Origin of the sequence: Streptomyces sp. P13-3-3 (assembly GCF_050571355.1) — a bacterium.
GTDB classification, from domain to species: domain Bacteria; phylum Actinomycetota; class Actinomycetes; order Streptomycetales; family Streptomycetaceae; genus Streptomyces; species Streptomyces althioticus.
Genome location: NZ_CP192228.1, coordinates 5,217,891 through 5,240,108 on the forward strand (window position 1 = coordinate 5,217,891; position 22,218 = coordinate 5,240,108).

Annotated in this window: 19 protein-coding genes and 1 pseudogene; 9 read left to right on the forward strand and 11 right to left on the reverse strand. The window is 71.8% G+C overall.

What is annotated here, in order from left to right; all coding sequences use genetic code 11:
- The first annotated feature begins 111 nt into the window (after positions 1-111).
- Together ACQZOG_RS23555 and ACQZOG_RS23560 are read left to right on the forward strand one after the other, a co-directional pair.
- On the forward strand, positions 112-1,071 hold the full coding sequence (locus ACQZOG_RS23555) for an oligopeptide/dipeptide ABC transporter ATP-binding protein (protein WP_193455905.1): 960 nt from the start codon (positions 112-114) through the stop codon (positions 1,069-1,071).
- Positions 1,064-1,723: an ABC transporter ATP-binding protein gene (locus ACQZOG_RS23560; RefSeq protein WP_033274080.1), complete on the forward strand. Its 660-nt coding sequence runs from the start codon at positions 1,064-1,066 to the stop codon at positions 1,721-1,723. Before ACQZOG_RS23555 ends, ACQZOG_RS23560 begins: the two co-directional genes overlap by 8 nt.
- 37 nt (positions 1,724-1,760) lie before the next feature.
- Here the strand turns inward: ACQZOG_RS23560 and ACQZOG_RS23565 are convergent, their stop codons facing one another.
- Positions 1,761-2,828, reverse strand: coding sequence for a hypothetical protein (locus ACQZOG_RS23565; RefSeq protein ID WP_107115484.1), 1,068 nt, complete (start codon positions 2,826-2,828; stop codon positions 1,761-1,763).
- Positions 2,829-3,027: 199 nt separating this feature from the next.
- Between ACQZOG_RS23565 and ACQZOG_RS23570 the strand changes: the two genes are divergently transcribed.
- Positions 3,028-3,540: a hypothetical protein gene (locus ACQZOG_RS23570; protein WP_033274079.1), complete on the forward strand. Its 513-nt coding sequence runs from the start codon at positions 3,028-3,030 to the stop codon at positions 3,538-3,540.
- A gap of 30 nt (positions 3,541-3,570) precedes the next feature.
- Here the strand turns inward: ACQZOG_RS23570 and ACQZOG_RS23575 are convergent, their stop codons facing one another.
- Both ACQZOG_RS23575 and ACQZOG_RS23580 read right to left on the reverse strand, forming a co-directional pair.
- A complete protein-coding gene (locus tag ACQZOG_RS23575; RefSeq protein WP_430741774.1) occupies positions 3,571-4,671 on the reverse strand; it encodes a hypothetical protein in 1,101 nt (366 codons plus the stop codon).
- A complete protein-coding gene (locus ACQZOG_RS23580; RefSeq protein WP_430741775.1) occupies positions 4,671-5,486 on the reverse strand; it encodes an SMI1/KNR4 family protein in 816 nt (271 codons plus the stop codon). Before ACQZOG_RS23580 ends, ACQZOG_RS23575 begins: the two co-directional genes overlap by 1 nt.
- Before the next feature lie 139 nt (positions 5,487-5,625).
- On the opposite strand from ACQZOG_RS23580, the gene ACQZOG_RS23585 reads away from it, so the two are divergent.
- Positions 5,626-6,774, forward strand: a complete 1,149-nt coding sequence (locus tag ACQZOG_RS23585) for a DUF418 domain-containing protein (protein WP_203549938.1) — start codon at positions 5,626-5,628, stop codon at positions 6,772-6,774.
- A gap of 160 nt (positions 6,775-6,934) precedes the next feature.
- Positions 6,935-7,141, forward strand: coding sequence for a hypothetical protein (locus ACQZOG_RS23590; protein ID WP_203549937.1), 207 nt, complete (start codon positions 6,935-6,937; stop codon positions 7,139-7,141).
- Positions 7,142-7,163: 22 nt separating this feature from the next.
- Here the strand turns inward: ACQZOG_RS23590 and ACQZOG_RS23595 are convergent, their stop codons facing one another.
- Genes ACQZOG_RS23595 through ACQZOG_RS23605 form a run of 3 tightly spaced genes read right to left on the reverse strand, consistent with a single transcriptional unit; the run spans position 7,164 to position 9,752 of the window.
- Positions 7,164-7,772, reverse strand: a complete 609-nt coding sequence (locus ACQZOG_RS23595) for a dihydrofolate reductase family protein (RefSeq protein WP_058917154.1) — start codon at positions 7,770-7,772, stop codon at positions 7,164-7,166.
- A 58-nt stretch (positions 7,773-7,830) separates the two neighbouring features.
- On the reverse strand, positions 7,831-9,405 hold the full coding sequence (locus tag ACQZOG_RS23600) for a sodium:solute symporter family transporter (protein WP_193455888.1): 1,575 nt from the start codon (positions 9,403-9,405) through the stop codon (positions 7,831-7,833).
- Entirely contained in the window at positions 9,402-9,752 is a 351-nt protein-coding gene (locus tag ACQZOG_RS23605; protein ID WP_033274073.1) for a hypothetical protein, read from the reverse strand. The genes ACQZOG_RS23600 and ACQZOG_RS23605 overlap by 4 nt, the downstream gene beginning before the upstream one ends.
- A 186-nt stretch (positions 9,753-9,938) precedes the next feature.
- Between ACQZOG_RS23605 and ACQZOG_RS23610 the strand changes: the two genes are divergently transcribed.
- From ACQZOG_RS23610 to ACQZOG_RS23620, 3 genes are all read left to right on the forward strand, one after another.
- The gene (locus ACQZOG_RS23610) at positions 9,939-10,187 is read left to right on the forward strand and encodes a DUF5707 domain-containing protein (protein ID WP_203549935.1); all 249 of its coding nucleotides are present in this window, start codon (positions 9,939-9,941) and stop codon (positions 10,185-10,187) included.
- A 173-nt stretch (positions 10,188-10,360) separates the two neighbouring features.
- A complete protein-coding gene (locus ACQZOG_RS23615; RefSeq protein ID WP_033274072.1) occupies positions 10,361-11,305 on the forward strand; it encodes an SDR family oxidoreductase in 945 nt (314 codons plus the stop codon).
- Between the two features lie 128 nt (positions 11,306-11,433).
- Positions 11,434-12,279: a helix-turn-helix transcriptional regulator gene (locus ACQZOG_RS23620; protein ID WP_033274071.1), complete on the forward strand. Its 846-nt coding sequence runs from the start codon at positions 11,434-11,436 to the stop codon at positions 12,277-12,279.
- A 348-nt stretch (positions 12,280-12,627) separates the two neighbouring features.
- Here the strand turns inward: ACQZOG_RS23620 and ACQZOG_RS23625 are convergent, their stop codons facing one another.
- The 4 genes and pseudogenes from ACQZOG_RS23625 to ACQZOG_RS23640 form a co-directional block, all read right to left on the reverse strand.
- Positions 12,628-13,959, reverse strand: coding sequence for an alpha/beta hydrolase (locus ACQZOG_RS23625; protein ID WP_063833256.1), 1,332 nt, complete (start codon positions 13,957-13,959; stop codon positions 12,628-12,630).
- A gap of 1,162 nt (positions 13,960-15,121) precedes the next feature.
- Positions 15,122-16,651 carry a helix-turn-helix domain-containing protein gene (locus ACQZOG_RS23630; RefSeq protein WP_033274070.1) on the reverse strand — a complete coding sequence of 510 codons (1,530 nt, stop codon included), beginning with the start codon at positions 16,649-16,651 and terminating at the stop codon, positions 15,122-15,124.
- 90 nt (positions 16,652-16,741) lie between these two features.
- A complete protein-coding gene (locus tag ACQZOG_RS23635) occupies positions 16,742-16,948 on the reverse strand; it encodes a DUF4236 domain-containing protein (RefSeq protein WP_078493038.1) in 207 nt (68 codons plus the stop codon).
- 162 nt (positions 16,949-17,110) lie between these two features.
- Positions 17,111-17,278: pseudogene (locus tag ACQZOG_RS23640) on the reverse strand (dienelactone hydrolase family protein); the annotation flags it as partial.
- A 644-nt stretch (positions 17,279-17,922) separates the two neighbouring features.
- On the opposite strand from ACQZOG_RS23640, the gene acnA reads away from it, so the two are divergent.
- The gene (gene acnA / locus ACQZOG_RS23645) at positions 17,923-20,646 is read left to right on the forward strand and encodes an aconitate hydratase AcnA (protein ID WP_352378591.1); all 2,724 of its coding nucleotides are present in this window, start codon (positions 17,923-17,925) and stop codon (positions 20,644-20,646) included.
- A gap of 479 nt (positions 20,647-21,125) precedes the next feature.
- Here the strand turns inward: acnA and ACQZOG_RS23650 are convergent, their stop codons facing one another.
- The gene (locus ACQZOG_RS23650) at positions 21,126-22,118 is read right to left on the reverse strand and encodes an acetylxylan esterase (protein WP_354794231.1); all 993 of its coding nucleotides are present in this window, start codon (positions 22,116-22,118) and stop codon (positions 21,126-21,128) included.
- Positions 22,119-22,218 lie beyond the last annotated feature (100 nt).

Here is a 22,218-nt window from a genome sequence, read left to right on the forward strand (position 1 = left end):
GTCCGGCGGGGCGCCGCGTCCACGGTCGGTGCCACGCGGACCGGTCCGACCGCCGAGGCGGCGGCCGGCGCCGGTCCGAACCGCCCGGCGCCGGTCCTCTCCGTACGCGGCCTGTCCGTCCGCTTCCTGCTCCCCGGAGGGCGCCGCGTCGACGCCGTGTCCGACGCGTCGTTCGACGTCGCGCCGGGGGAGTGCCTCGCGCTCATCGGGGAGAGCGGCTGCGGCAAGTCCGTGCTGGCGTCCGCCCTGCTCGGCCTGCTCCCGGCCAACTCCCGCACCGCCGGCCACGCCCATCTCGACGACCTCGACCTGCTCACGGCGGACGAACCCACCCTCGCCCGCACCGTCCGCGGCCGCCGTGTCGGCCTGGTCCCGCAGTCACCGGCGGCCCACCTCACCCCCGTGCGCACGATCCGCTCGCACATCGAGGAGACGGTCGCCCGCCTCACCGGCGTACGCGGCCGCGCCGCCCGCCGCAAGGCCGCCGAACAGGCGTCGCTGCGCGCCGAGTTCCCCCGTGACCATCTCGACCGCCACCCGCACGAACTGTCCGGCGGGCTGGCCCAGCGCGCCGCGACCGCGCTCGCGCTGATCGGCGACGCCCCGCTGCTGCTCGCCGACGAACCGACCACCGGTCTGGACCGCGACCTGGTGGACCGCACGGTAGACGAGCTGCGCCGCCACGTGGACGACGGCCACGCCCTGCTGATGATCACGCACGACCTGGCCGCCGCCGAGCGCATCGCCGACCGGGTCGCGGTCATGTACGCGGGCCGCATAGTCGAACTCACCGACGCGGGCGCCTTCTTCGGCTCCCCGGGCCCGCGCCACCCCTACAGCCGAGGCCTGCTGGAGGCGCTTCCCGAGCGGTCCTTCGCTCCCGTCCCCGGACTGCCCCCGGAACTGGGCAGTCTCCCCGAGGGCTGCGCCTTCGCCCCCCGCTGCGACCGGGCGACGGACACCTGCGGAGCGCTCCCGGTCCTCGAGAACACCGTCGCCTGCCACCACCCGGTGCCGGCCCCCGCCGCCGGCCCGCACGCGACCCGTACCCCGGAGGACACCCGTGCTTGAGCTGCGCGCCGTCACCGTCGGCTACGACCGCCGCGCCCCCGTCGTCCGCGACGCGCACCTCACCGTCGCCCCGGGCGAGGCCGTGGGTCTGCTCGGCCCGAGCGGCTGCGGAAAGTCGACCCTCGCCCGGGTCGCCGCGCTGCTGCACCGGCCGGATGCCGGGGAGGTCGTCCTCGACGGCACGCCCGTCCGCGGCTTCCGGCACCGCGCCCCCCGCGCACAGCGCACCGCGATCGGCGTGGTCTTCCAGCAGCCCCGCCTCGCGGCCGATCCCCGGCTGCGCCTCGCCGACCTGATCGCGGAACCCCTGCGGGCGACGGGCCGGCGCGCCTCGGCCGCCGACCGCGTGCGGGAACTGGCCGACACCGTGGGCCTCACCCCGGACCTGCTCGGCCGCCGCCCGCACGAGGTGAGCGACGGCCAGCTGCAACGCGCCTGCCTGGCACGGGCGTTGTCCCTGGAGCCCCGCTGGCTGGTGTGCGACGAGATGACGGCGATGCTCGACGCGTCGACCACGGCCGCGCTGGTGCGGGTCGTGGAGGACTACCGCGCGTCGACGGGCGCGGGCCTGCTGTCGGTCGGCCACGACCGCACCCTGCTGAACCGCTGGTGCGACCGTACGGTGCCCTGGGAGGCGGTGGCCGCGGGCTGAGGCCCGGGCGGCCGGGCCCCGCCTCCCGCAGGACGGGTCACCACATCTGGGTGTCGCCCGCGAGGTCCCCCTCCTCGAGCGGGACGTCCCCGAACTCCTCGTCCGCGACGGCCCCGCCGAAGGCGCCGGAGAGCATGCTGGTCATCAGTTCCTCGATGTTCAGCTCGGTCGCCCCGGCGGGCGCCTCGGGCTTCTCACCCTCGCTCACGCGCAGCACCAGCGCGAACTTCTTGACCTTCGCCGACTCCGCCAGCTCGGCGAGATCGACGGACACCTCGGTCAGCTCGCCGTTCTTCAGCGTGAAGTCGGCGCCGACCTTCGTGTTCGGGGCGTCCGCGAAGTCCTTGGCGGTGGGCAGCTCCTCCCCGATCGGCAGGTCGTTCTGCAGCGGCTTCAGCGCCCCGAACACCTCGGTCACCAGCGTGCGGAACGGCGCGGTCGCCTTGATGTGCTCGGTGCCGTCCGAACCGCCGGAGGTGGTGAAGTCGACGTTCTCGGCGACGGCCTTCTTCAGCGCGTCCGTCAGCTTCTTCTGCGTCTTGGCGTCGACGCTGGGCTCGGCGGACGGCTCCTCCGCCCCGAAGCCCTCCGCGCCGGACATGTTCTTGCCGGTCTCCTCCATCTCCTTCTTGGAGAGCTTGACCCACCCGCCTTCGAGAAGCGTCTTGAACGCCCCGGCCTCCGGCGGCAGTTCGGCGGCCGGAGGCAACGGGTTGCCCGACATCTCGCCCAGCGTCGCCGCGTCGACACGGGCGTAGATCCAGTCCCCGACCAGCCGGTACTCGAGGAGTGCTCCCTCCGGACCGCTGAGCTTCATCGCCATCGCCGTGAAGTCCTTCTCCTCGGACTCCTTGATCGGCTTCTTCGAGTGCATGGAGACGCTGATCGTCCCCTCGCTGAGCAGCTCGGCGATCTCGGCGGGCATCTCCTCGCCCGGCTCCGACTGCTCGGCGTCCAGCGCCATCAGCGACTTCGCGTCGGTGTCGAGGTCCAGCTCGAAGGCGATCGAACGCTCCTCGCCGAGCTTCTCGAAGGCGGTGTCCAGCTTCTGTCCGGCGGACAGGTTCTCCACGGTGCCGCAGGCGGCGGTGCCGGCGAGAACCATGCCGGCGACGGCGGTGGTGGTCAGGGTCTTGCGCAGGGCGAAAATGACGATCTCCTTGTCAAGCGACCGGTCCGGTCGCCGGGTCAGACGACCGAACAAGTCGAACGGTTGTATGGCAAAAGCAAGTTCAGTGGAGGAAAGGCGCACGGATGCGGCCCGCGCCCGACTCACCGGCCCACACGCAGGGAAGAACCGGACCATGTCCACTCACACCACGGCCGCCGGAGGAGTCCAGGTCTGCTCCCTCAAACGGGACACCCCGCAGACGATCCCGGCGAACAGCCCCTACACGGTCATCCGGTTCCCCTTCGGATCCGCCGAGTCCAGCGACGCCTTTGCCATGCACCAGGTCAACCAGCCCGACGGCTACGTGATCTCCAGCTGGGACACCGACCCCCGCTCCGGCCTGATATGGCCCAGCGTGTCCGGCTGGGGCACCCTCCACGCCATGATCCAGTGGGAGGCCGGCAACTACGGCGAACTCCGCGACCAGTTCGTCCGCGACCCCCTCGGCCTCACCCCGAACCCCAACGACACCACGGCCACGGAACACCGCCCGCCCAGCCCCGGCATGCAGTGCTGGACCAAGAGCTGGGGCATCTTCGTCAACCCGTCGGTCCCCCTCGCGGTACGGGCCACCCACGACGACAGCGTGGCCCGCAAGATCGTGCTGGCGGAGTTCAAGCTGGTGATCCACGAGGCGGCGGCGTGAGCAGGTGACCCCGGCCCGCACGCGCCGGGGTCACCGCCGTGGCCTCCCGACGCCGACCGTGGCGTAGGCGAAGGCCTCCCCCTCGCGCGGGCCGCGGTTCCAGGACCGGGTGGTCAGCTCCGGCAGGACACCCTCGGTCAAGGCGTGCCGGGGGAGGGAGAGGGCGAACTCCTCCTCCAAGGCGGCCAGCAGGCGCCGCTCACGGTCCGCGTCGTCGGCGGAGAGCAGGACACGGTCCGGGTCGAGCCCCCCGGGCACCGCACCCGAACGCTCGACCTCCGTACCACGCACGGTGAACGCGTACAGCTCCTCACCCCGCTCGGCCACGGAAAGATGGAACACCGCCGGGACGTCGTCCCGACCGCGGCACGTCCACAGCACCACGGCGCGTCCGTCGCGGGACGCCTCGGCGGCGGGGGAGGCGAAGAGGTGCCCGGGCCCCCGAGTCCGGGCGGCCGGGTCGAAACCGAACGCCCACCCCGACCCCGTCCGGCCCACCGCCACCACGGCCCGGTCCTCCCACGGCGCCGAGTCGTCCCGCCGGCCCCACCTGACGTCGTGGGGGAACCACCCGGCGGGACGGACGGGCGCGACGGTCAGCCCCGCACCCCCGTCCTCCCCGACAAGGCCGGGCAGCGCGTCCGGCTCCACACCTTCCACCCACACGCACCGGTAGGAGTCGTACGGGGCGTTCCACCGCCCGGACTCCGCCAGCCAGCTCAACCCCGGCGGATCCAGGTCCGGCACCGGCTCGGGCACCGCGCCCGACCGCCCGGCCCGGGGCGTGGCCAGCAACTCCCGCCCCCGCTCCCGCGTCACCACCGGCCCCAGCACCGGGTCGGCCAGCAGCCCGAGCGGCGCCAGCACGTCCGGCGCGGGCGGCGACCAGGAGGGCAGCGCGGCACGGAGCATCCGCCACGCGCCGTCCGTGTCGCCCCACCGCGCCACCTCCCGCGCCCCGGCCACGGCCCGCCCGAAGGCGCCTTCCGGTGCGTAACGGTAGGAGCCGTCGCCCACGCGGGCGTGTATCGCGTCGGCGGCCGCCCGGATGCCGTCGTCGGTCTCGACGCCGAGCACGAACGGCCGCGCGGTCCGGCCGGGGAGACTGTCCCGCACGTGGGCGAGAGCCATCACGGGCACCAGATCGTCGGTGCAGCGCGGATCCGCGACGAGCCCACCGAAATAAGGGCGACCGTGCCCGCGCCCTGCGCCAGGACGTCGAGCTGCCCCAGCATGCCCCAGGCGCCCGGCCGTCCGTAGCGCCGAGCGAGGTCGAGCAGCTCCCGGGCGGCCTCCCACCGTCCGCTCAGAGCCTCTTCCCGCGCCCGCGCGACGTCGGCGTCCCTGGCGCGGGTGGTGTCGTTGACGAACTCCGGCAGCTGCGCCCGTTCGGCGTGGAAGGATTCGTACCGGCGCTGCATGTAGGCACGGAACGAGGGATACCGGGTCGGGTACTCGCCGCTCCAGCCGTGGTAGACGTACAGCGCCCACTCGCCGTCGTCGTCGGTGTCGCCCGGGTCGAGCAGCGCGTAGGACATGTCGGAGTCGGTCTCCAGCTGCAGCGCGCGCTCCCACATGCCGGCGAGCAGTACCTCCTGCTCGGTCGCCCGCTCGCCCAGGCTCTCGCGGTACATCGGCGTCATGCCGAACGGGTCCCCGAACCAGTCGATCTCGTGCGCCGCCCCGAGCTGGTGGATCGAGTCGTCGCGCAGGCGCCATCCGTTGCTCGTCAGGAGGAAAGCCCGGTAGGACGACGGCAGTCGGGTCCCCAGGCGCCGCTCGGCGTCGGCCACCTCGGCCTCGGACGCCGGCGGGGCGCCGAGCACTGCCATATCGGCGAGGGCCGTGTCCCCCTCCGTCGGCTCCATGGCCTCGTCCTCGCTCGGCACCCACTCGTCCTGCCAACGCCGCAGGAACGTCCCCCAGTCGAACCCGTTGTCGTTCATGCGCCGATGGTGGCACCCCCCACTGACAACGCCGCCTCCTCCTTCGGCCCGTCCTGTGAGGCCGGACGTGGACGAAAGTCGCACGGCCGCCGACTTCCGCCCGATCCCTCACCCGCCGGCGCGCCGATGAACTGGACGCATGCCGACCCGAACACCCGAACCGACCGCCGTCACCGCCCGTGCCCTCGCCCCCGACCTGGCGCGAGGCTTCATGCTGCTCTTCATCGCGCTGGCCAACTCCCACTACTTCCTGTCCGGCCGCCCGGTGCTCGGCGGCTACCCGCAGGACGGCTCGCCCTTCGACTCGGCCGTCACCTGGCTGATCGCGACCTTCGTGGACGGCCGCGCCTTCCCGATGTTCGGCCTCCTCTTCGGCTACGGCGTCGCCCACATGGTGCGCCGCCGGTCCGACGCAGGCCCGCGCGCGGTACGTCGGCTGCTGTGGCGGCGCAGCCTGGCCCTGGTCGTCATCGGCTCGCTGCACGGCCTGCTGCTCTACGCCGGCGACATCCTGGCCGCGTACGGCGTCCTGCTGTTCCTGGGGGCGTGGACGGTCCGCTGGAAGGACGGATGGCTGCTGGCGACCGCCGCGTTCTTCTTCGTGCTCTGCGCCCTGCCCGGCGACGACTCGCTCAGCATCAGCACGGACCCGCCGGACGCCGCGCTGCTCCCGCCGGACGCCGTGACGATGATCGTCGAGCGCGCGCACATAACGCCCTGGATCGCACTGCTCGGCCCGCTCGGCTTCATGTGCCCCTTCATGCTCGGCCTGTGGGCCGGCCGCCGCGGGATCCTCGAACAGCCGGAGCGGTTCGGCACGTTGCTGCGGGTGGCGGCGTGCGCGGGCGTGGGCGCGGCGGTACTGGGCGCGCAGCCGGTGTCCTTGATGCTGGCGGGGGTGGTGCCGGTGCCGGACCCTTCGACCCTGACCCTGATCGGCCCCCTGCACGATGCGACGGGCGTCCTCGGCGGCCTGGGTTACGCGGCAGCGGTGGCGCTGTCGGCGCAGCGGCTGGGGGAGCGGCGCGGAAAGGTGGTGGAGGCGGTCGCGGCCACGGGACAGCGCTCGATGAGCTGCTATCTGGCGCAGTCGGTGATCTGGGCGCTGGTCTTCACGCCGTTCGTCCTGGACCTCTCCTCGGACCTGACGGTCACCACGACGGCCCTTCTGGCCCTGACGACCTGGACGGCAACGGTCCTCCTGGCCCACCACCTGCACGGCAGGGGGCGCCGGGGGCCGTTCGAGGTGCTGGTCAGGCGGGTCACGTACGGGCGGCGACGCGTATGACCCCAACTGCACGCCATGGCAGCCATATTGCAGCGTTCCACGAGGTCAGCGCGCCGCGTGACACAGTGGACAGGCGCGCCGGACCGAGGTCGGTACGCGGCTCCCGTGCCGCGCTACGGGCTCCGCACACCATCACAACACGAGGGAAACGAAACGCGTCGTGAGAATCACCTGGTTCGCCTGGCTGGCCCAGCACGCCGATGAATTCGGTTACGGCGACGGGCCGTTGCGCGCCTCGCTCGGGACGGCCGCCGTGGCGGTGACCGCCGCGCTGGTCTGGTGCGCGCTGCACCGCAACAGGCCGGCCGCCATGGCCGCCGCCGGCCTCACCTGCGCGCTGGGCGTCGGATGGCTGGCCTTCCACTGAGAGGGCGACCGTCGCGCCGCTCCTACTCCCCGAGCGAAGCCACCGCCTCCTCGTAACCCCCCGTCGGCGGAGCCGTGTCCGGCCCGTAGACCAGGTTCAGCACCCCCGTGCCGAACGTCTCCGACTTCAGCAACTTCAGCGGGATGGAGGGCTCCCCCTCGTCGAAGAGGCGCATCCCCTTGCGTACGGCGATCGGGTGCACGAGGAGCTGCAGCTCGTCCAGCAGCCCGGCCGCCAGCAGCTGCCGGATGATGGAGATCGAGCCGCTCAGCCCGATGTCCCCGCCCGGCTCCCGCTTCAGCGCGGCGGCCACCTCGGCGACGTCGCCCTGCGCCTGCTCGGAGTTGCGCCACCGGAAGTCGAGCGGGCTGCGGGAGAACACGATCTTCCGCATGTCGCCGAGCTGCTTGGCGAAGCCGGCGTCCTCCTCACCGGCGGCCTCCCGCCCCGGCCAGGCCCCGGCGAAGCTGTCGTACGTCACGCGGCCGAAGAGCATGGTGTCGGCGTTGCTGAGACCCGCGCCCACGGCCATGCCCATCTCGTCGTTGAAGTACGGGAAGTGCCACTGGTCGGGGGCCTCGACGACGCCGTCGAGCGAGATGAACACGCTGGCCACGATCTTGCGGGACATGGGGTCCTCCTGTGCTGTCGGTCCGTGTACCGGTTACGACCGTGGCAGGCCCCGGAACTCATCGCCGGACGGCACGCGAGCGGATGACTCCGGACGGCCGCTCCGCCCCGCCCGTCCGGCGCCGCCGGTCCGTGACGCTGCCCAGCCAGCCCAGCAGGAACCCGGCCGGGATCGTCACCACCCCCGGGATCGTCACGTCCCACAGCCGCCAGTCGTGCCCCGGCACGATCGACGTGGGCGTGCCCGACGCGTACGGCGACACCGCCAGCGCGACCACGCACACCACCGTCGCGCCCCACAGGCACCACAGCGCGCCTCGGGCGCTGAACCCCGGCCAGTACAGGGCGTACAGCAGAACCGGCGCGAGGGAGGCGCCGCAGAGGGCCAGCCAGAGTGTGGAGACCACGACCAGGTTCCAGTCGGCGCAGACGACGGCCACGGCCGCGGCGGCCAGCCCGGTCAGCGCGGCCGCCCAGCGCGACGCGGTGCCGTCCAGTCGCCCGGCCGGCCGGTCACCGGAGGCGGCCAGTACGTCCCGGCCGAGGGTGATCCCGGCGGCCAGGGTGACGTCCACGACTGCGGCCAGCGCGGTGAGGAACAGCACGCAGGCGAGGGCCGCGACCAGGAGGCCGCCGTCGTCCAGCGCCCGACCCAGCAGCAGCGGCGTGAACACCTGCGCCGACGGCCCGGCCTCCCGCAGCACCCCGCCGACCAGCGCCGCCGCGCCGACACCGACGACGGCGAGAGCCCCGTACAGCAGGACCAGCTCACCGAGCATCCACCGGCCCACCGTCCGCGCCCCGCGCGGGCTCTTCGTCGCGATGGCCCGCATCAGCACGGCCGGCATGGCGAGCGTGGCCATGGTCATGCCGAAGATCTGCCCGACCCGGTTCACCGCCCCGACCCACCCGTCACCGGTGTAACCGCCAGGCCGCAGGAACGCCTCTCCCGTCCCCGACCCCAGCGCGGCCGCGTCGAGCAGCCGCCCCAGGTCCCCGCCGAAGCGGTACAGGACGAGCACGGCGGCGACCACCAGCACGGGCAGCGCGATCGCCGACTTGGTGATCATCACCACCCCCGTGCCCCGGATGCCGCCGCTGACGGCCAGCGCGGTCATCACGCAGCCGATGACGACGATGCACCCGGTCCGGGCTCCCGGCTGCCCGAGCAGGGCGGCGGCGACATTCCCGACCACCACCAACTGCACGACCAGCAGAGGGAAACAGACCAGCAGCGTCACCACACCCCACGCCACCCGCACACCGGGCCCGCCGCTGCCGCGCGCGTCCAGCAGATCCGGCGCGGTGAGCGAGGCGTGCGCCCGCAACGGCTCGACGACGAGCACGAGGAAGAGCAGCACCCCGACGAGGCTGCCCAGCATGACGCCGAGCCCGTCGAACCCGGTCGTGGCGACCATGCCCACCAGCACGGTGACGGTCGCGACGGTCGTGGTGTCACCGCCCATCGCGATGCCCTGCTGCCAGGAGCGCAGCCGCCGGCTGTCGGACCGCACGAGAGCGCGGTCGTCCTCGTCGGCGCCGGTGACGACGCACAGCATCAGACAGATGACGACGAACACGGAGAACACGGCGAAGACGAGGGAGCGGGAGGAGGAGTCGAGCAGCTCGGTCACGACCACCTCCGGTGTTCGGCATCGGCCGCCGCGACCCGGTCGACCCGGCGCCCGTACGCGACGACCCCGTGCACCCCGACCCCGAGCGGCACCAGGGCGAGCACGGCCCCGAGACTCACGGTCCCGGCGACCGGCGTGCCGTACACGCCCGGCACGAGCGCGGCGCCCGTCACGTAGACCAACCACACAACGGCGATCCGGGCCCCGATCCGCCGCCCGACGCCCAGGCGCGCCGCCGCCGCGACGTCGTCACGCTCGTGCTCGGCGGGAGGCCGGGCGGGGGCCGACCACGGGTCGGGATGGTGGTGCGGCGGCGGCCCGGACCAGGGCTGCTGTCCGAAGGACATGGGGCGACTCCGCTCATGCTGCTCGGGCACCCCGACAGGGGCGCGGGCACGGTGTGGGGGTGAGCGCCGGAGTCAACCAGACCCACACCGCACCACGGAGCGCCTCGGAGGCCATGTTGTTCCGGCACCCAACGGGAGGTGGCGCGGACAGTGCACGGGCACTGCGGGGGCGGGGATTTCGCATGCGTGACGGCGTCAGTGAGCGGCACGCCGACCCCACCCAACACGCCCAGCGGTCACTTACTCAGGCCAGCGGAATCCGCCACCTGCGAGCCCTCCGGCCACGACACCGCCCGCTGCACCTACACCGTCGCCGTCACCGCCACCGACGCCGACGCGTCGCCGGGCGGCCTGTGGCACGTCGCGGTCCTGGCCACCGCGGACGACGGTTCCAGCACCCTTGACCCGGAGGCGGCCGACTTCACCGTCGAGTAGCGCGGTCGCGGCCGGGGGAGGACCGTCCCGTGCCCGTTGCCGAGGGCGTACGGGACGCCGTCGAGCGCGGCTGCCGGATCCTCGGATCGCCGGTCAGTGGTTCGAGCGGCCCTGAATGCGGGCGTCGTTCCCTGTCACGGTGGGAGGCAACGACACACCGTTGAGGAGCCGACATGCCACGCAAGCCCATCGACATCACCGTCCCCGACCTGTCCGGCCGGCGCGCCGTCGTCACCGGAGCCAGCGACGGCATGGGGCTGGAGCTGGCGGCGCGACTCGCGGCGGCCGGCGCCGAGGTCGTCATGCCTGTCCGCAACCCGCGCAAGGGAGAGGCGGCGATCGCCAAGATCCGTGAGAGCAGTCCCGCCGCCGACGTGTCGCTGCGCGAGCTCGACCTGTCCTCGCTGAGCTCCGTCGCGGCGCTCGGCAAGACGCTGGCGGACGAGGGGCGGCCGATCCACATCCTCGTCAACAACGCCGGCGTCATGACGCCGCCCGACCGGCGGACGACCGCTGACGGCTTCGAGCTGCAGTTCGGCACGAACCACCTCGGCCACGTCGCCCTCGTCGCCCACCTGCTGCCCCTGCTGCGGGCCGGCGGTGCGCGGGTGACCTCACAGAGCAGCGTCGCCGCGCGCAGCGGCGCCATCAACTGGGACGACCTGAACTTCGAACGCTCCTACGACGGCGCGCGCGCCTACCGGCAGTCGAAGATCGCGGGCGGCCTGTTCGGGCTCGAGCTCGACCGGCGCAGCCGTGCCCACGGCTGGGGCATCACCAGTAACATCGCGCATCCCGGCGTCGCCCCGACGAGCCTGCTGGCCGCCCGCCCGGAGATCGGGCGCGGCAGCGACACTGCCGCCTTCCGCGTGATCAAGGCGTTGTCCCGGCGCGGCATCCTCCTCGGCACCCCGCAGACCGCGATGCTCCCCGCCCTGTACGCCGCCACCTCGCCGGACGCCCGGGGTGAGCTGTTCTACGGGCCCCAGGGTCCCGGCAGCCTCGGCGGAGCCCCCGGGCAGCAGGCGCTGTGGCGTCCCCTGCGCAGCGCCGAGGACGCCGCGCGCGTCTGGCGGATCTCCCAGCAGCTCGCCGAGGTCCGCTTCCCCGACAGCTGAGCGGAGCTTCGCCGGACGCTCGCCGCGCGGGAAGGTCGTACGGGGGGACCCGTAAGGGGGGACCGCCAGGCCGTGGATACGCGCGTCCACGGCCGGTAGAAGTGAACCGGGACGGAAGGAGGTGCGGCATGGAGATCGACCGGAGGGGACTGGCGGAGTTCCTCCGCAGCCGCCGGGCGGCGCTGCAACCCGAGGACGTCGGCCTGCCTCGCGGGCGACGCCGCCGGACCAGCGGGCTGCGGAGGGAGGAAGCCGCCCTGCTGTGCAGCATGTCGACCGACTACTACGCGCGTCTCGAGAGGGAGCGGGGACCCCGGCCGTCCGAACAGATGATCGCCTCCATCGCGCAAGGGCTCCACCTCTCCCTCGACGAGCGCGACCACCTGTTCCGTCTCGCCGGCCACAACCCGCCCGCGCGCGGCCCGGCCAGCGAACACATCAGCCCCGGTCTGCTGCGCATCTTCGACCGCCTTCAGGACACCCCCGCCGAGATCGTCACCGAGCTCGGCGAAACCCTGCGGCAGACTCCCCTCGGCGTCGCCCTCACCGGCGACCTGACCCTCTACCAGGGCCCGGCCCGCAGCCTCGGCTACCGCTGGTTCACCGACCCCGCCACCCGTGAGCTCTACGCCGACGACGAACACGCTTACCTCAGCCGCCTGTTCGCCTCAGGCCTGCGCGCCCTGGCCACCCGGCGGGGCCCCGGCTCCCGGGCGGCCCACCTCGCCGACCTGCTCCTGGCGCAGAGCGAGGAGTTCAAGGACGTGTGGAACGACCACGAGATCGGCCTCCGCCCCCGCGAGGTAAAACGCTTCAACCACCCCGAGCTCGGCATCATGGAGCTGAGCTGCCAGACGCTTCTCGATCCCGACCAGTCGCATCTGCTGCTCGTCTACACCGCCGTTCCCGGCAGCGAGAGTCACGAGAAGCTGCAACTGCTGTCCGTGACGGGGCCGCGGACGACGCTGCACTGAGCCGGTCCGAGTATTGACCCAGCAAGGTCCCGGAGGCGTCCCGGAGATGCCGCCGCACCCCTTCCCGACCCGCTGAACCGCAGGTCGGACAGGGTGCGGCGGCGGCCGTCGCTCAGATGTCCCGGGGAGAGACCGGCCAAGGCTGTGACCGGTCCCGCCACCGCCCCTGGTCACGCACCTCGAGGGTCAGCGAGTGACGGCCGGCTTCGAGGGTCACCGTCAGGTCGGGGCTGCCGCTGTGCAGGGTGTCCAGAGCCGTTCCATGTACGAATCGGAGTCTGACGGCAACTTCTGAGCATGTGTATGACGGATCGCCCGCGGGGGTTCGCGCTCCTCCTCCGCGGCCGGTCAGACGTTGACGAGGTCGAACGACTCGGAGGGGCCGATCGTTGTGCGGTTAGCGATGAGCGGGGCGGTTCCGGCGTTCCCGGCGCTGACGTACAGGTTGTTGGCCTGTGCGCGCAGGCTGGTGGTGCCGTCGGAGTTGTTCACGCGCTGGAAGGTCTCCCAGGGTCCGACGGCGGTGCGGTTGGCGATGAGCGCGTTGGCACCGGCGTTCTCGGCGCAGACGTACCGGCCGTTGACGTGGGCGCGCAGTGCGACGGCGCCTCCGCCGAGGTCGAGCAGGTCGAATCGTTCCCAGTCGCCGATGGCGGTTCGGTTGGCGATGAGTGGGTCGGTTCCGGCGTTCTCCGCGCACACATACTGGTTGTTGGTCCGGGATCGGAGGCTGACGATCCGCCCGGTGGGGAGGGGGGTGAGGACGGCTTCCCAGGTGGTGGTGCTGGTGTTGGAGGTGGCGTCGGCGGGGAGGCGGTCGCGGGCGGCGGTGTCGCCGTAGAGACTCCAGCGCATCCAGTCCACGTAGGTGGCGACGGTCTGGGTGTGGTTGTAGCCGCTCCATATGTACTGATCGTGGCCCGTGCCGCGGTGGGTGAGGAACGCCTTGGGCGCGGGAAGTTCCCCGTACGCCTGGCGGGCGGAGGAGTACTGCGTGAGGGTGTCTTGATCGCCGTGGACGAAGAGGACCTTGGCGGCGACCGTGCTGCTGGGGTTGCCCATGTCGACACAGGCGAAGGGGACGGCGGCGGCTATCCGGCTGTCCGGCCAGGCCGTCAGGAGCCCGTGGGTGGTCATGCCGCCCAGCGAATGGCCCGCGACGCCGACGCCGGTTCCGGTGTCGAGGTGCCCGGCGAGCGGGTCGCCGGCCGTGGTGTTGAGGGCGAGGGTGTTGGTGATGACCTGGGAGACGTCCATGGACTGGTTGCCGTTGTAGACGTCCTGGACGTTGCCCTGGGTGCCGCTGGAGGTCGTGGGGAAGACGGGTGCGGGGACGACGAATCCTGCCTCGGCCAGGGGCCGGACCAGGGGTGCGTAGCTCTCCGGGTTGCCGCCGAGGCCGTGGCTGAACTCACAGATGGGGAAGACGCCGTCCGCGATGGGGGCGTTGACGACGGGAGCGCCGCCCGGTGTGCCGGTGGCGGGGTAGAAGATCCGGGTGGTCAGCCGACGGCTGCCGCGGCTCCAGGCGTACTCCCTCACCCCGATGGCGAAGCGCTGGGTCGGCGCGGCTGCCGGGGCGAGCGAGGATGCCGTTGCCGCGGTGGTGCCGTACGCATGGACGGCGGCCACGGCTCCGGCTGCGCCCAGTCCCAGGAAGGTACGCCTGTTCATGGCCATGTTGTGCTCCTTGTCGGTTGGTGTGGGTGGACAGGAGGGTTCCGGGGTGGCGGGTCTGCCAGGAGGCGAGCGGGCTCGCGGGCCAGCGGTTGAAGCCCCCAGCCCCCTCGGTGGGAAGTCGTCGGATTCCACCGACGGAGAGCGGATCCGCCCGGCCGATCGCGTCTGCTCTCACAAGCGGGCAGCCGTATCGGGCCGCCGTTTCCAGCAGGGAGAGCAGGTGGTGGCGAGGCCGGGACGGCAGGGGAGTCGGGAGTGGTCGCCGCCGTCCGGGTTTCAGACCCTGGTGACGGAGCTGGATGTTTCAGGGGTCGATGGTCATGGTCCGGTCGGTGAAGCCGGTGTACGCCGGACTCCGTGCGCCGGCGGCGCCGACGAGGTGGAGAGCGCCATGACGCGCCACGTTGGCCGCGTGCGCGGTCCGGGCGGCGATGACATCGTGTGACGGCGTGTGATGCTACCCATGGGATTCCTCTTCTGCGTTCGCGCTGGCGCTGAAGTGCGGAAGGCGGCGATCAGTGGAGGTGTACGGGCGGGCGACGCGTGCTGGTGGACCACGGTCCGGAGTCCAGCCGTGTCGGGGCGGCTCCTGACCGACGCTGGGACCGATGTGAGCGATCGTCTCTTGGGACGTCCCACCGGCCCGCCTGACGATTGTTCGATATATCGTTCAACGTTCGCCGACCTGAACGGAGAGTAGGTCGGGGATGACGGGGTGTCAATCGCGGGAAGTGGCGCCTTACGGTCACATTTGCGCGGCTCTGAGGTGACGTTCGAAGAGGTCGCTCTTGAGTGAAGCGTGAGGAGCTACGAAATATCATCGAAATCCGAAGCGGGGGCCGACGATGCGGGAAGTAGTTACCGGTTTATCGGCGCTCCCGCAGGGTGTCACTTCCGAAACTCAACGAAATCGACCGGCCGCTCGCTGTCCGAAACTGTTCCACGCCAGGAAGGGGAGGCTCCGGACCGCTCTGCGGTCGGCTGCGGCGATCGGCTGATCCAGAACGAGGGATTGCGCCTGCCGCCTGCTGCGGCGGCCCACCATACGAAGCCCGGGCCGCCGACACGATCGCCCGGGCCGAGCGCGAGGGCCTTGTCCCACACGGGCTTACATGTTGAGGTGTCGTGCCCCTTGCCTCCAAGAGGCACGACACCACGACGGTCAGATGTCCCGGAAGATCTCGATCTGCGCCCCGATCGAGTTCAGCCGCTCCGCCAGGTCCTCGTAACCGCGGTTGATGACGTACACGTTGCGCAGCACCGACGTGCCCTCCGCCGCCATCATGGCGAGCAGGACGACGACGGCCGGGCGGAGGGCCGGCGGGCACATCATCTCGGCCGCGCGCCAGCGGGTCGGGCCCTCGACCAGGACGCGGTGCGGGTCGAGCAACTGCAGGCGGCCGCCGAGGCGGTTGAGGTCGGTCAGGTAGATGGCGCGGTTGTCGTAGACCCAGTCGTGGATGAGGGTCTGGCCCTGCGCCACCGCCGCGATCGCCGCGAAGAACGGCACGTTGTCGATGTTCAGGCCCGGGAACGGCATCGGGTGGATCTTGTCGATCGGCGCCTCCAGCTTGGAGGGCCGGACGGTGAGGTCCACCAGCCGCGTACGACCGTTGTCCGCGAAGTACTCCGGCGTGCGGTCGTGGTCGAGGCCCATCTCCTCCAGGACCGCCAGCTCGATCTCCAGGAACTCGATCGGCACCCGGCGGACCGTCAGCTCCGACTCCGTCACCACCGCGGCCGCCACGAGGCTCATCGCCTCTACCGGGTCCTCGGAGGGGGAGTAGTCGACGTCCACGTCGATCTTCGGCACACCGTGCACGGTGAGCGTCGTCGTGCCGATGCCGTCGACCTTGACGCCCAGCGCCTCCAGGAAGAAGCACAGGTCCTGGACCATGTAGTTGGAGGACGCGTTGCGGATGACGGTCGTGCCGTCGTGCCGCGCGGCGGCCAGCAGCGCGTTCTCGGTGACCGTGTCCCCGCGCTCGGTCAGCACGATCGGGCGGTCCGGGGCGACGGCGCGGTCGACCACCGCGTGGTACTGGCCCTCCGTCGCCGCGATGTCCAGGCCGAAGCGGCGCAGCGCGATCATGTGCGGCTCCACCGTGCGCGTGCCGAGGTCGCAGCCGCCGGCGTACGGCAGCATGAAGCGGTCCAGGCGGTGCAGCAGCGGGCCGAGGAACATGATGATGGAGCGGGTACGGCGGGCCGCCTCCGCGTCGATCGCCGCGAGGTCCAGCTCGGCCGGCGGCACGATCTCCAGGTCGACGCCGTCGTTGATCCAGCGGGTGCGCACGCCGATGGAGTTGAGGACCTCCAGGAGGCGGTACACCTCCTCGATGCGGGCCACGCGGCGCAGCACCGTGCGCCCGCTGTTGAGCAGCGAGGCGCACAGCAGTGCCACGCACGCGTTCTTGCTCGTCTTGACGTCGATGGAGCCGGAGAGGTGCCGGCCGCCCACCACACGCAGATGCATCGGACCGGCGTAGCCGAGGGAGACGATCTCACTGTCCAGCGCCTCGCCGATGCGGGCGATCATCTCAAGGCTGATGTTCTGGTTGCCGCGCTCGATCCGGTTGACGGCGCTCTGACTGGTACCCAGAGCCTCCGCGAGCTGGGTCTGTGTCCAGCCGCGGTGCTGCCTGGCGTCACGGATGAGCTTGCCGATGCGTACGAGGTAGTCGTCTGCCATGAGGTTGAGGCTATCTCAGATATGAGATGGCACCTCTTGGGGGGTCCATTCGGGTGACAGTCGGGATGATGTGACGTCAACACGCCCCGACTATCCGCTGGTCCGACGGCTGCGAGAAGTGCGCCGCCATCCGAAAGGTCCGGGCAAATCCATCGATGTCGTACGACGTCCAGTACTGCTCCGTGTGTACCGGGGGCCGTTCTTCCCGCCTCCGGTGGTGATGGACCACGACTTCTTGTTGATGTTCAGCCGCACCCCCGGAAGGATCCGGAAACTCTTACGGAACGTGAGGGGCATCCTCGCCTCCCTGCTCGGGCCCGCCCGGGCCTGCCGTGACTGACTGTGTCTCAGTCGGATACCCCCTTACCGGGCCCTGATGGCACCCGGCTTCGGGGGCCCCGCCCGAGCGCCGGGCCGCGTAACCGGCCCGCGCGGCCGGCCCGGGCGGGCTCCCGCGCCTCATCCCTCGGCCGGCGCGCCGCGCAGCAGCGGCAGCAGGCGCTCCCAGTGACGCTTCGAGCCGGCCGGGTCGAAGGCGTCGGTGTCGGCCATCGTGAAGCCGTGGACGGTGCCGGGGTAGATCTCCGACGAGTGGGCGATCCTGGCCGCCTCCAGGGGCCGGTTGAGTAACCGCCCCCGCCGCAGGCAACCGCACCTCGGGACCGGCACCCCGGCCCGCAGTGGACCGCGAGCCCGGACGTCGACCCGATATGGCCCGGTATCCAGCGCCCGGCGCCCCTCGGCGGCTCACCGTCTGCCCAGACACGCCGTCCGCCGCCTGCGGGCGGTCCGTGGTCGGTCGCGCAGTTCCCCGCGCCCCTTAGGGGGCGCTCCCGCCGCCGCGCCGAGACGGAGCGGGGGGGGCGGAGACCCCCTGGCGGCTCCCCGTCCGCCAAGGCACGCCCGTCCGCCGCCTGCGGGCAGTCCGTGGCTGGTCGCGCAGTTCCCCGCGCCCCTTAGGGGCGCTCCCGCCGCGGCGTGAGGCGGCCCCGCCACCCCGCCCGGAGGGTCGAGCCGCGCTCACAGGGGTACGCGAAAGCGGACGCACCGGAGCGGGGCCGGGCGTGCCCGGAGGGCCACGCCGGAACCCGGGCATGACCATTCCGCGCCCGTGTACTAGAGTTATCTCGACATCGAGATATCTGCCGAGGCGCACCGCGGTCGCCACTCGAGTTAGGCATGCCTAACTTAGCCCGACCTCACCGGAACGGCCAAGCCGGCGTGGCGGCACGATTGACGGTGGTACGCGCACATCAATGAAGGAGACTGTCGTGTCGGCGAACAGCTTCGACGCCCGCAGCACGCTGCAGGTGGGCGACGAGTCGTACGAGATCTTCCGGCTGGACAAGGTCGAGGGCTCCGCGCGCCTTCCCTACAGCCTGAAGGTGCTGCTGGAGAACCTCCTCCGCACCGAGGACGGCGCGAACATCACCGCCGACCACATCCGCGCCCTGGGCGGCTGGGACTCCCAGGCGCAGCCGTCGCAGGAGATCCAGTTCACGCCGGCCCGCGTGATCATGCAGGACTTCACCGGCGTGCCCTGTGTCGTCGACCTCGCCACCATGCGTGAGGCCGTGAAGGAGCTCGGCGGCGACGCGGCCAAGATCAACCCGCTGGCCCCGGCCGAGCTGGTCATCGACCACTCCGTCATCGCCGACAAGTTCGGCACCAACGACGCGTTCAAGCAGAACGTCGAGCTGGAGTACGGCCGCAACCGCGAGCGCTACCAGTTCCTGCGCTGGGGCCAGACCGCGTTCGACGAGTTCAAGGTCGTCCCGCCCGGCACCGGCATCGTCCACCAGGTGAACATCGAGCACCTGGCCCGCGTCGTCATGACCCGCGACGGCAAGGCGTACCCCGACACCCTGGTCGGCACCGACTCGCACACCACGATGGTCAACGGCCTGGGCGTCCTCGGCTGGGGCGTCGGCGGCATCGAGGCCGAGGCCGCCATGCTCGGCCAGCCGGTCTCCATGCTGATCCCGCGCGTCGTCGGCTTCAAGCTCACCGGTGAGCTGCAGCCCGGCACCACCGCCACGGACCTGGTGCTCACGATCACCGAGATGCTGCGCAAGCACGGCGTCGTCGGCAAGTTCGTCGAGTTCTACGGCGAGGGCGTCGCCGCCACGAGCCTCGCCAACCGCGCCACCATCGGCAACATGTCGCCGGAGTTCGGCTCCACCGCCGCGATCTTCCCGATCGACGACGAGACGCTGAGCTACATGCGCCTGACCGGCCGCTCCGAGCAGCAGGTCGCGCTGGTCGAGGCCTACGCCAAGGAGCAGGGCCTCTGGCTGGACCCGAAGGCCGAGCCGGACTTCTCCGAGAAGCTCGAGCTGGACCTGGCCACGGTCGTCCCGTCCATCGCCGGCCCGAAGCGCCCGCAGGACCGCATCGTCCTCGCCGACGCCAAGTCGCAGTTCGAGCAGGACGTCCGCAACTACGTCAAGGACGGCGGCGACGTCGACGAGGCCGTCAAGGAGTCCTTCCCGGCCTCCGACGCCCCGGCCATCTCCAACGGCGTCCCGTCCAACCCGGTCGAGGTGACCGCCCCCGACGGCACCACCTACACCCTGGACCACGGCGCGGTGACGGTCGCGGCCATCACCTCCTGCACCAACACCTCCAACCCGTACGTCATGGTCGCCGCCGCGCTGGTGGCCAAGAAGGCGGTCGAGAAGGGCCTGACCCGCAAGCCGTGGGTCAAGACCACCCTCGCCCCGGGCTCCAAGGTCGTCACCGACTACTTCGAGAAGGCGGGTCTGACCCCCTACCTCGACAAGGTCGGCTTCAACCTCGTCGGCTACGGCTGCACCACCTGCATCGGCAACTCCGGCCCGCTGCCGGACGAGGTCTCCAAGGCCGTCAACGAGCACGACCTGGCCGTCACCTCGGTGCTGTCCGGCAACCGCAACTTCGAGGGCCGGATCAACCCCGACGTCAAGATGAACTACCTGGCGTCCCCGCCGCTGGTCGTCGCCTACGCGCTCGCCGGTTCCATGAAGGTGGACATCACCCGCGAGGCCCTCGGCTACGACCAGGACAACAACCCGGTCTTCCTGAAGGACATCTGGCCCTCCGAGGCCGAGGTGAACGACGTCGTGGCGAACGCCATCGGCGAGGACATGTTCTCCAAGTCCTACTCCGACGTCTTCGCCGGCGACGCCCAGTGGCAGGCGCTGCCCGTCCCGACCGGCGACACCTTCGAGTGGGACGACGAGTCGACCTACGTCCGCAAGCCCCCGTACTTCGAGGGCATGCAGATGGAGCCGGCCCCGGTCGAGGACATCACCGGCGCCCGCGTGCTGGCCAAGCTGGGCGACTCGGTCACCACCGACCACATCTCCCCGGCCGGCGCCATCAAGGCCGACACCCCGGCCGGCAAGTACCTCACGGAGCACGGCATCGAGCGCCGCGACTTCAACAGCTACGGCTCCCGCCGCGGCAACCACGAGGTCATGATCCGCGGTACGTTCGCCAACATCCGCCTGCGCAACCAGATCGCGCCGGGCACCGAGGGCGGCTACACCCGCGACTTCACGCAGGACGGCGGCCCCGTCTCCTTCATCTACGACGCCTCGCAGAACTACCAGGCCGCCGGCGTCCCGCTGGTCGTCCTGGCCGGCAAGGAGTACGGCTCCGGCTCGTCCCGTGACTGGGCGGCCAAGGGCACCGCGCTCCTCGGCGTCAAGGCCGTCATCGCCGAGTCGTACGAGCGCATCCACCGTTCGAACCTGATCGGCATGGGCGTCCTGCCGCTGCAGTTCCCCGAGGGCCACACCGCCGAGTCCCTCGGCCTGACCGGCGAGGAGACCTTCTCCGTCACCGGCGTGACCGAGCTGAACGAGGGCACCACGCCCCGCACGGTGAAGGTCACCACCGACACCGGTGTCGAGTTCGACGCGGTCGTCCGCATCGACACCCCCGGTGAGGCCGACTACTACCGCAACGGCGGCATCCTGCAGTACGTGCTGCGCAGCCTGATCCGCAAGTAAGCGGCAGGCAGGGCGGTCCGAGGGCCGCATCCCCACGCGGGATGCGGCCCTCGGGCGTTCCCGCTCGCCTCGCCTCGCCTCGTCTCGTTTCGTCTCCGCGGCCGATACGCGCGGTAACCGTTTACATCCCCGCCCCCCGGCGCTACCGTCCCTTCCACGGACGAGGTGGGAGCGCTCCCACTGTTGGGCGTGGCGGACCGGAACCCGTCGCCGGGGCGTCACCGCCTCGTCCGCCCCCACAGTCGCGGACGGGAGTGTCATGATCACGCCACTAAGCGACCGCGTCGGCGCGGGGACGGCCCGGCGCAAGGGCGACCGGATCCTGTTCGTGGTGCTCGTCTGCGTCCTGGCCGCGGTACCGGCGGCCGGCCTGGCCCTCACCGCGGGCGCCGTCGCCCCCACCCGTCCCGACACGCTGCCGCGCTCCGAACTGCGCGCCGTGCTCTGCCGCGCGGGCCCGCTCACCGCCCCCGGCGTCCTCACGCGCCCAGCACCGCGCGCAGCCACCCCAGTTGCCGCCGGACATGCATCGCGTCCCCGCCCTCATGCCCGTTGAACGGGTAGGCGTGCAGGACCTTCTCCTCCTGGCCGCCCGTCAGTTCGGCGTACCGGTTGAACGCCGCGTACGCCCCGCTCGGCGGGCACACCGTGTCGCGGAGGCCCACGCCGAAGTGGGCCGGCGCCTGCGCGCGGCGGGCGAAGGAGATGCCCTCGACGTAGGACAGCGTGCGGTGGACGGCCTCCTCCGCGCCGCGGTGCACGGCGAGGTACGCGGTGATCTCGCCGTAGGGGGAGGCGTCCGTCAGGTCCAGCGCGCGGCGTATCCCGCACAGGAAGGGTGCGGTGGCCAGGACCGCCGCGAGGTCCGGGACCAGTCCCGCGACCGCCAGCGCGACGCCCCCGCCCTGGCTGTTGCCCACCGCCGCGACCCGGGAGTGGTCCACGCCGGGCAGGGCGCGGACGGCGTCCACCGCGCGCACCGCGTCGGTGATCAGCCGGCGGTGGTGGAGGTCGTGCGGGTCGAGCAGCCCCCGCGCGACCGGTCCGGGGCCGCCGGGCGCGACGGCGTGCGGGTCGGGGGTGTCCCCGCCGCATCCGTACTGGTCACCCTGGCCGCGGTTGTCCATCAGCAGGTGCGCGTACCCGGCGTTGACCCAGGTGAGCCGCTCGTGGGGGAGACCCCGTCCGCGTCCGTACCCGGCGAACTCCACCACCGCCGGGAGGGGCTCGCGCACCCCGGCGGGGCGGCTGAACCATCCCCGCACCGGGTCGCCCGCGAAGCCCCGGAACGTCACGTCCCAGGTCTCCGTCAGCCGCAGCCCGTTGTCCACCGGCTCGGCGGAGACCAGGGCGTCGCCCGCGCCGGCCGCCTCGCCCAGCGTGCGCTTCCAGAACGCGTCGAAGTCCGCAGGCTCGGTGATGTCCGGACGGTGACGTTCCAGGTCGGCCGGGGGCAGGTCGAACGCGGGCACGCGGCACCTCGCAGGCTCGGCGGGCGGCACCCCCGATCGTTGCGGGCGAACCGCAGGAAATTTCGGTGGACGGTAACAGATCACAGCCGGGTTCCACAGC

Coding starts and splice junctions, on each gene's coding strand:
- ACQZOG_RS23565 (WP_107115484.1), bottom strand. CDS start 2,828: ATGGTTCTCGCCGGCACCGCCGCCTGCGGCACCGTGGAGAACCTGTCC.
- ACQZOG_RS23615 (WP_033274072.1), top strand. CDS start 10,361: ATGCCACGCAAGCCCATCGACATCACCGTCCCCGACCTGTCCGGCCGG.
- ACQZOG_RS23625 (WP_063833256.1), bottom strand. CDS start 13,959: ATGGCCATGAACAGGCGTACCTTCCTGGGACTGGGCGCAGCCGGAGCC.
- ACQZOG_RS23585 (WP_203549938.1), top strand. CDS start 5,626: ATGCCGACCCGAACACCCGAACCGACCGCCGTCACCGCCCGTGCCCTC.
- ACQZOG_RS23575 (WP_430741774.1), bottom strand. CDS start 4,671: ATGGCTCTCGCCCACGTGCGGGACAGTCTCCCCGGCCGGACCGCGCGG.
- ACQZOG_RS23580 (WP_430741775.1), bottom strand. CDS start 5,486: ATGAACGACAACGGGTTCGACTGGGGGACGTTCCTGCGGCGTTGGCAG.
- ACQZOG_RS23630 (WP_033274070.1), bottom strand. CDS start 16,651: ATGGCAGACGACTACCTCGTACGCATCGGCAAGCTCATCCGTGACGCC.
- ACQZOG_RS23605 (WP_033274073.1), bottom strand. CDS start 9,752: ATGTCCTTCGGACAGCAGCCCTGGTCCGGGCCGCCGCCGCACCACCAT.
- ACQZOG_RS23570 (WP_033274079.1), top strand. CDS start 3,028: ATGTCCACTCACACCACGGCCGCCGGAGGAGTCCAGGTCTGCTCCCTC.
- ACQZOG_RS23635 (WP_078493038.1), bottom strand. CDS start 16,948: ATGCCCCTCACGTTCCGTAAGAGTTTCCGGATCCTTCCGGGGGTGCGG.
- ACQZOG_RS23620 (WP_033274071.1), top strand. CDS start 11,434: ATGGAGATCGACCGGAGGGGACTGGCGGAGTTCCTCCGCAGCCGCCGG.
- ACQZOG_RS23595 (WP_058917154.1), bottom strand. CDS start 7,772: ATGTCCCGCAAGATCGTGGCCAGCGTGTTCATCTCGCTCGACGGCGTC.